Source organism: Acinetobacter johnsonii, from assembly GCF_048551975.1.
Lineage (GTDB): Bacteria > Pseudomonadota > Gammaproteobacteria > Pseudomonadales > Moraxellaceae > Acinetobacter > Acinetobacter johnsonii_A.
Window position 1 is genome coordinate 1 of record NZ_JBIMCF010000045.1, and the last position, 8,238, is coordinate 8,238.

Sequence of the window (8,238 nt, forward strand, 5' to 3'; positions counted from 1 at the left end):
GGCCATACTCTCCCACATAATCGGCTTGTTTTTTGATGAAAGCCAACTCTCGCGCTTTTGCACGGGCAACAGCTTGTGCATCATCTTCCTCTTGGTTTGACTTGAAGTTGAGCAGCAGCATGCCACTCAGGGCGACAAGGAAAAAGGCTAGATGTTTTTGAGTATATTTATTCACCTCGAACTTCCCCAAAGTCTTCAAGATCTGCTTCAATCCAACCTAATTCTTGAATCTCTTGATCTTTTTTCAGCACATACGCACTGGAAGCTTTAGCAAAATCTGCTTCTGAGAGCTTGAAGAATTCACGTGGCAATTCATAACCTGCTGTCTCATAGAAGTCCCTTCTTCGCCAGTATTCATTAAAGGTAGTAGCATAGGTTTTGAATTGTTTTTCGGCATATAGCGTCATTTCAGGCAAGCATTCTTTAGTCCAGTTGGTTTTTCCGTTGGTCTTGGTTTTGAGTAGCTTCTTAGCTGTAGCAAGCTGTTGGCCTGCTTGTGTCCGTGCGCCACGATCCATCGCCCAAACTTCAAAATGGCGAAGCATCTTTTTAATGTCTGCTATAGCCACTTCCTTTTTCGTGTCCGAAATGTATTTATTTATGGACTTCTTAAGCTCTTCTTGAATTTTTCCCATATCCTGAGTGGAGTAACGCCAAGTCCATCCAAAGTTCTTCTTCGGTACTTTAAAATTTTTGTTTTTTTCACTGATAGAGCGAATTTTGTGATTAAACCGCACCAATTCCATTGTGTAATGCGTGATTTTGACTTGGATGTGAGGCTGTCTAAGAATGAATTTGAAGTCTTGTTTATCTTGGAAGTATTTATAAATCAGATCTAATTCCTGATTTAGTTCTTCTTGAGTCCATGATAAGCCTTGTTGAACGCCAGTTTTTGTTGGAATACCAACTAAACGATGGTGCTCTCTTGTTCTTGGCGTTTTCACTAGCAGGTAAAAATGCCAAAGCCCTGATTCAAATAGATCGTGGTAAACAATCAAAGTGGCTACTGGCTTCCCTGAATTTAGGCGATCTGTGCGGATCTTCGTACTTAATTCTAGATCGTAGATTTTTTTTAATTCTTCAACCTTATTCTCGGCTCTGTCCAATCCCTTGATCTGAAAATTTGTCCAGAAATAAGCACCACGGGAAACGTGATACTTAATTTTTTGCATCGTGAACTTGGTGGTTGGGCTGAATGAAATCATGCGTTATTAACACTTCCACGTAATATGACAATACAGAAAAACCGTAATATGACAATACGGAATCTGCTCAAATATGACTCCATTATGCCTAAGTAATATGACAATAGAAATTCTTTTATTTAAGGCTTTTAGCCTTAATAACTGCCTAATAGTTTTGCGAAGCAAAACTCCAAAAAACTTCGTTTTTTGGTAAAAATCGGCACATGACGTAATGTGACAATTAAGCAATTCCTAGACGGTATTTGACATGCCGATTTTTCCACCGTAATCTGCTCCTAGCATTAATTCATTTTGGGAATGACCATCCTGTTTCTCTGTATTCATGATGGTCACCACCCATCATGAAAAGGCTTCAATTTTACTTAAAACACTAAGCCGTGCCCTTCGGGGATACTTACGGTGTCGGTTGAACAAGTAGCTTTTGTTCAACACTGAATATGATGTTTTTTATTCAGATGACTTAATTTGGTGGCTGGAGTAGCGGACCGCATACGAAAGTATGCTCAGTACGCTGCAACGGGGGCGGGGGCAATGAAAAAACCCTCTCTATCCTCAATCCTTCCTGTATGGGATTTTAAGTAATTGGGCGACAAGGAAACGGGAGCCTATAAGGTCAGAAATGGCTGAAATGGTGTGAGGTTGGGAACGGCCTTGCTAGATGAATTTCCGAAGAGGAAATTTTTCGAAACCCTCCACAAACGAAGACTGCGAGCACTGACAGGAGGTCGGCCTAGCGGAAGGCTAGGGTGCGTTAAAAGCAGCATGTGTCTGTGAGATTGCACAACATTTAAGTCGGTATTTATATTGGCTTTAAGATTGAGTGTTCTCAATCTTATGTTGGTCGGATTAATCCGAATCACAGGCTCATTGTCACACACGAGGGCTTCAATGTTCATCAGGAGGTGAACTGTCAAAACGTCCAACAGGGCGAGTTTGGTGGCACTATCGAGTCAAGTCTGAAAAGATGGCAGCTTGGTAGGTCGATGGATAGCTTAACCGTGTAAAGGCCTAACGAAAGTTTGATTACCTGCAAAGGGGGCTGTGTGGAAAGGCTTAACTGCTTTACCCATGTTGATCACGTTTATGCCAATATCCCGATGGATTCTTAAGGAGTTGCAGTTGGGGGAAAAAAGGAGGTAGTTAAACGTGCTAGTGGATAAGCGAAGTGAGTCATTAGTAGTGAAGTGGTAACTTGGGAAGGGACTTAATCAGATAACGTGCAAACTGGTAAAGCACGGGTGACAAGAGTACAGGTGACAGATGTACTAATGTGAGAGTCCTGAGAGCGAAGTTGAGTAGCGCATATAAGGCGGTTTTTTACCGTCGAAGTTGTGGTCAAAGAGTTCTTTTGAACACTTTGGCTAAGGAGAAGTTTAACCGCATCGAGCCTGAATCGGTGGTAAGGGTACGCTTGTTTTGCATAGCACGTAAGTGGTTTGCAATAACCTTTAAGGATTTCCTCACAAGAGTTCTTTAAGTCTTCTGCCAAAAATGGATCTGGCAAATCAAGAGGTTGATTTTTTAAGTTAAAAAATTGAAATGTGGTGTGAGAAACATTGGTAGTGTTTGACTTTGCTGTGGTGGCTTAGTCTGAACAAGTTAATGCTAGTGATCTACAATGGGTTTGGTCACCCTTTGAGTTATAGATCACGTCTTACCAGTTGGATAAATAATTGGTTAATGATCACACGGTCATGAAAAATAATAGTGCTGCACTCGTTTCCATAAGGTGCAGAAAAGACTTGTCTATATGCAGGTCAAAATCAGGGGAAACAACAAGGAATGAACCTTGTAAAAAAATGCTCTAATGTTAAGACCACACTTGCACCTTTGCAGTGTGGTCTTACTTTTCTTCAATGTCTGAACATTTGATTAGCTCTAAAAGCTCACTATTTGCGTTTTAAGGTCGTTTTCGCCATGAACAAGGAAATATAAAGAAAGGTAAGAAAAATTGAAAATAACGCAAACCATGAACTAGACTTAAATTAATCATACGAATTGAAATCTTCAAAACCTGCAGAATTCAAATTTTCATAAAATTAGCCTAAGCAAATATGTAAATGTAAAACCGTGGAACATATTTAAGATTGACCTAAATGACGCACAAAGGCGCTAAGATCTGATTTAGGCTCACTTGGTACACTTCATTTATCCTCTTTTAACCATTTGCTTACTGAGGTTTTACTCACTTTCAAAGTTTCAGCAATCTTTCTAATACTTAAGCCTTCTTCCTTTAACTTCTTTGCTTCCTTTCTCAATGGCTCAAACTGGGAAGAACGTACAGCTCCACCTTTCTTACCACCTAAACTACCTTTTCGAGTCTGACGATCAATAAACTCTTGATAACAGTAAGAGTCCTTTTTCCAACAATAACGGCTAATGCTCTTCGCAATATTTTTTATTTCGTTGTAGTCCAGTGGCTCAGTTAAACCCTCGTTAATACTTAAGCAATGATCAATCATCGTGTTTTGCCACTGTGCGTAGGTTTTCCCTCTAAATTTACGGACTTCAAGATAGGCAAACTCGCAAGCGGTATAGAAAACATAGCAATTTCTGCCAGCTTCTTTTGCTTCTTCCTTCGAAAATTTTACTAATTCTTTTCTAGGATCTTCCCTTTTGGGAGGAATTTTTAATATTTGGGCTAACTCATAAAGGGTGTACGGTTCATCACGAAGGTGTGTTGTTCTCCAATTGGGAGAAACGGGGTTTTTAGAAAGTAACCCTGCATAACCTCGGTCTGCATCAAAGGCTTCTGTGAGTTCGATCTTTATATGGTTATAAAAATTTAATGATTTCTGAGGCTTATCATTTGCAGAACTTTTCCTACCATACTTGACTTCGTACCGTTCTTGGCTTCCTTCTGGTAAGCCACGGGTGTCAATAATCGGGTACTTTAGCTTGAAATAGGCGTGAGCCTTACCGTTGTCAAAATTAGCTACAACGAAGTTTGGAAGCGGTAAACCAATCCGACAATAGACTATTTCCGTTAAGGCATTTTCATAATCCAAATCTAGAATGATGAAGGTTTTACGGAAATGTGTATTGAATTGAATATAAGGGTAGTGCAAAGCTTTCTGTCTAACACTCATAGTTAGACGGCTGCCCTTTTCTTTTACACAATATGGTTTAAAGGGCAATACGCCCAATATTTGTTCTTCAAAAGAACTTTTACATTTTTCGGTCAATGTTTTATCCAATTTGCATTGTTTTTTACCAAAGCAATAGATAAAATGACCAAAGATTCTAGGGGCGGTCATTCTAATGCTCTGTCCTGAAGAAAAAGCCCTACTCGCCAAAGTTCTGGGCTTTTTTTTCGTCTTTTAAAAACTGTTAATTATTTCAAATGATAAGTTAATAAAAATTATTTCGAAATCTATCAATACGGATTACCCTACGTCAATTCCTTCTCACATACTTTAATGGCTAGTCCTGATTTTTACTTTCAGATATATCTAAAAAATGTTTGCGCTTTACTTGTGCAACAATAGGTTGAGGGTCAATCCCATTAACTTTTAGTTCTGCAAGCAAAGTTATAACTATCGCTAAATTTAAGGGTAGAACTTCTTTACTTTTGTAATTCGTAACTGTATTAGGGTGCATTCCTATTAGAGATGCAAAGTCCTTAATACTTAAACCAATTTTAATAAGCTCTATCTGAAACTCACTGTAAGTCATAACAATTAATATCTATGTTAATTTCAACAAATATAGCATTAAAAAATGTGGAAACAAATAAATAATGTGCTTAATGAGGTCCTAAAAAGCGATCTCCGTTAAAATGAATCATGTGTTCAGGCTCATTTGCTAGCCACACCTCAGTTTCCCATGCGACTTCTGCTGAATATTTTCTAAACGTAGCTCTGTCGGGGAATGCTGTGACATACACACAGCCTAAATTCGTACTCGCCAACATAGCCTGTAGTTCTTGCCATCTTTTTTCTGAAATTGGACCATGTGAAGTAACGGCTTCTATTAGATATAGCCACTTTTTTTCAGGATCATAAGCCACAATGTCAGGCAGTTTATCTTTGGCAAGTTCAGGAATTCCTAATTTTCCGAACCAAATTGAGTTCAAGTATGCAAATTTTCCCCCTGTCCCGTCGATACTTGCAGTGTCCCCAACATAAAGAAGTCGTGTGTCGTCTCCTGCAAATTGAGGTAAAAATCTATGGATAATATCGGCTTGTAATTGGTTATGAGCACCTGCCGAAAGACGAAGTGGCTCTGCCATGTATGGCAGATTAACTAATACTTGTGTCTTAGCAACTCGTTTTTTATGTGCTTTAAGCAATGACTTAGCCTTAACTGCATGAGCTTCCGCATCAATTTGCCAATCACCATCAGGAATTTTTTTCAAAATTTCTATTACTTCATCATTCAGACTGTAGTTAGTTTGACCGCTATTCGTTGGTCTAAATAAATCATCTCTATTTTTCGTTACAAGTCCATGTTGCATGAATTGATGTAGTGTCTGGCGTCTGATAGTTTCACGAGTATTTGGCTTATATTCCTTTCCATAACACTCAGCCATAAACGTCATTAAATCTACAGTACGATATAACTTATTCGTAACACTATCCCAATCATCTAAAGGTTTGAGATGTGCTAAAGCAAGTAAAGTAAGACATGCTCTTTCATTTTGTTGAGCTACAGGTAAGCCAAAAGCTTTTAATAACTTCTGTGCTTGATCAATTTTAGACTGCATATCTTGATTCATGTTTAATCCGTTCTTTTAAAAATTCATCCGTTTGGTCTTCTGTCATTCGACCTTTCAACCAATCAGAACCTAACTTTTCAATTACTTCTTTCGAGCAAAGTTTCAAAGTTTTTAGTTCTGTGGCATTAACTTGGGTGTTCCCTGAAATAGTTCTAAAGTAAGTATCAAAAAGGTTAGAACGTAATATCAAAGCTAAACCATAAGCTTCTTCAAGCGTCATATCTCGTTCTTTATGTCCAATAAAATTAATGTGGTTCTCTAAAGCCACAAAATCTTTTTCAAAATTAGAAGCTTCATACACAGAAGCACCTATTCTCTTTTTCTCATCTTTAGAACTAATTCTACGAATTAGGACATAGTTTTTATTAGGTACTAACCACTTAGTCGCACCCTCAATTAAATAAAATCTCTTATCCTTCTTATGAGATCCATCAAATACAACTTTTAAACCCTGTAAGTTATGCGCATTAATCAAAGGTAATGAATCAGTTTGAGTAGGTTCTAAAAACTCTTTTGAACGATATTCAACTACTGGACCTGTTGAAATAAAGTAGCCCATTTCCTCAAATGTATTTCCCCAACTTTCAACCAAAGATAAAACTTCTGCATCTTCTTGGCTTTCAGGAATACGAATAAAAGACTCACTAGACGTACTGTCTAAAAGTAGATCAGAATCATAATTGTTAATCTCTGATTCATTGAGATCACCAACACCATTTGATGATGAAACACGGATATTAGATTGCTTTAAATCCTTCACAATTTTAAAGATGACATTTTCCTGAAGTACATCACTTTCCTTAAAAGCATCTCTTCTTGACTTAAAGATATGAATTGAATCCAAGTTATTGTTTTTGATTAAATATTTTCTAAATCCCTTAAAATATAGTCCATTAGTAAAACTACGAGGAGTAATAAAAATAAGCTCTCCTTTTGGAGCTAACAAGCTTAATGCTTTAGCAACGAACAAAGCATAAATATTTGGATCACCCTTAAATAAATGAGCCATTGATTTGGCATAAGGTGAAGTTTTCGCTGAATATTTAAAATATGGTGGATTAATACAACAGACATCGTAGCTCTGAGTATTATTTTCCAAAATAAAATCTTGGTTAAAAACCTCATAACTAAATGAGATTCCTTCATTTTCTTTAGAGAAAGTATCTAAATTCTCTTTTAATAATGGGATGACTAAATCATCTTTCTCATAGGCAGTTAAATGTAATTTTTTAAAACCCAATTCTTTTAATTTTAATAATGCGGAAATCCCCAAAATACCTGCACCTGCACCTGCATCTAAAACACTAATAGATTGGCTCTTGTCCTTATCAAGAGTAATCAAACTAGCCATGAATGTTGCTATTTCACTAGGTGTAAAGAACTGCCCTAACTCCTTTTTTTCAGTAGGAGCTTTCGTCTGTAGAAAATGGCTTTGGGTAATAGAGATGTTTGAGATCATAAGTAAATCTTAAATGGGACAGCGTAATTGTAGTGGATCGCATGAAATAAACAGTAAATAGTTAGCTAATAACGAGCCTTTACTCATTAAATACTGCACTGACAACCCGACTGAACAAGCCTATCCCCTTTGGTCTCTTTTTTTCTTCAATTAAGGGCTTCGGAATTGGTTGATCTTCTTCCTTTTTCTCAGGCTCAGGTATCCTAGAAGGAAATGGATCACTTTGTTGTTTCTCTACACTTTCTTGTACTGACGATTTAGGAGCTGTTAAAAGGGTTTGTAATAAATGAATACTACTATCCTTAGTTTTGATTTGTTCCTTCAAGAAATCTTCTGTTTCTTCGGCTTTTCTAAGCTGTTTTTGTAGCATTTCAACTTGTAACCTTAAGGTGTCTACTTCTGTCTGCTGTTGTACCTGAGTAGACTGTAACGTAGTTACATTTTTATTTCTTTCACTTGGTTCACCAAAGACTCTAATCGCTTCTGAAAAATCTATTTTTCCATCACTACCTTTGCTCAAATCCCCTTTATTTATGCGTTTGTAAATGCTTTGTCGGTTTAATCCATATAGCTTTGCAAGCTCCCCTACTGTCATTTTTTTCATGCGTTACACCTACAATCCCCTAATGTCTAGAATATACACTCAGGCGACAGAGGAGGGCTACATTTTTGGTCAATGTTTTAATATGAAGGAATATTTTTTTCTAAAATCAAACTCACTCTTGAACTCTGCCAGTTTTCAAGTCGTATTCTTTCTTATGGCCATACTCTCCCACATAATCGGCTTGTTTTTTGATGAAAGCCAACTCTCGCGCTTTTGCACGGGCAACAGCTTGTGCATCATCTTCCTCTTGGTT

General features: G+C 37.5%; 6 protein-coding genes. All 6 read right to left on the reverse strand.

Translation table 11 applies throughout. The annotated features are described in order from the left end of the window. Positions 1–167: 167 nt before the first annotated feature. Complete coding sequence (locus ACG9ZB_RS16195) at positions 168–1,172, reverse strand: hypothetical protein (protein WP_419326751.1); 1,005 nt, start codon at positions 1,170–1,172, stop codon at positions 168–170. A gap of 2,177 nt (positions 1,173–3,349) precedes the next feature. Beyond that, a complete protein-coding gene (locus ACG9ZB_RS16200; RefSeq protein WP_419326752.1) occupies positions 3,350–4,462 on the reverse strand; it encodes a replication initiation protein in 1,113 nt (370 codons plus the stop codon). A gap of 166 nt (positions 4,463–4,628) precedes the next feature. Continuing rightward, entirely contained in the window at positions 4,629–4,880 is a 252-nt protein-coding gene (locus tag ACG9ZB_RS16205; protein ID WP_419326753.1) for a tellurium resistance protein TerC, read from the reverse strand. 70 nt (positions 4,881–4,950) lie between these two features. After that, entirely contained in the window at positions 4,951–5,922 is a 972-nt protein-coding gene (locus ACG9ZB_RS16210) for a BsuBI/PstI family type II restriction endonuclease (protein ID WP_419326754.1), read from the reverse strand. Beyond that, positions 5,900–7,381: an Eco57I restriction-modification methylase domain-containing protein gene (locus tag ACG9ZB_RS16215; protein WP_419326755.1), complete on the reverse strand. Its 1,482-nt coding sequence runs from the start codon at positions 7,379–7,381 to the stop codon at positions 5,900–5,902. The genes ACG9ZB_RS16210 and ACG9ZB_RS16215 overlap by 23 nt, the downstream gene beginning before the upstream one ends. Positions 7,382–7,460: 79 nt before the next feature. After that, complete coding sequence (locus ACG9ZB_RS16220) at positions 7,461–7,985, reverse strand: plasmid replication DNA-binding protein (RefSeq protein WP_419326756.1); 525 nt, start codon at positions 7,983–7,985, stop codon at positions 7,461–7,463. Positions 7,986–8,238 lie beyond the last annotated feature (253 nt).

Bases quoted from the DNA above. Each gene is read 5' to 3' on its own strand.
- ACG9ZB_RS16195 (WP_419326751.1), bottom strand. From the start codon at position 1,172: ATGCAAAAAATTAAGTATCACGTTTCCCGTGGTGCTTATTTCTGGACA.
- ACG9ZB_RS16200 (WP_419326752.1), bottom strand. From the start codon at position 4,462: ATGACCGCCCCTAGAATCTTTGGTCATTTTATCTATTGCTTTGGTAAA.
- ACG9ZB_RS16205 (WP_419326753.1), bottom strand. From the start codon at position 4,880: ATGACTTACAGTGAGTTTCAGATAGAGCTTATTAAAATTGGTTTAAGT.
- ACG9ZB_RS16210 (WP_419326754.1), bottom strand. From the start codon at position 5,922: ATGAATCAAGATATGCAGTCTAAAATTGATCAAGCACAGAAGTTATTA.
- ACG9ZB_RS16215 (WP_419326755.1), bottom strand. From the start codon at position 7,381: ATGATCTCAAACATCTCTATTACCCAAAGCCATTTTCTACAGACGAAA.
- ACG9ZB_RS16220 (WP_419326756.1), bottom strand. From the start codon at position 7,985: ATGAAAAAAATGACAGTAGGGGAGCTTGCAAAGCTATATGGATTAAAC.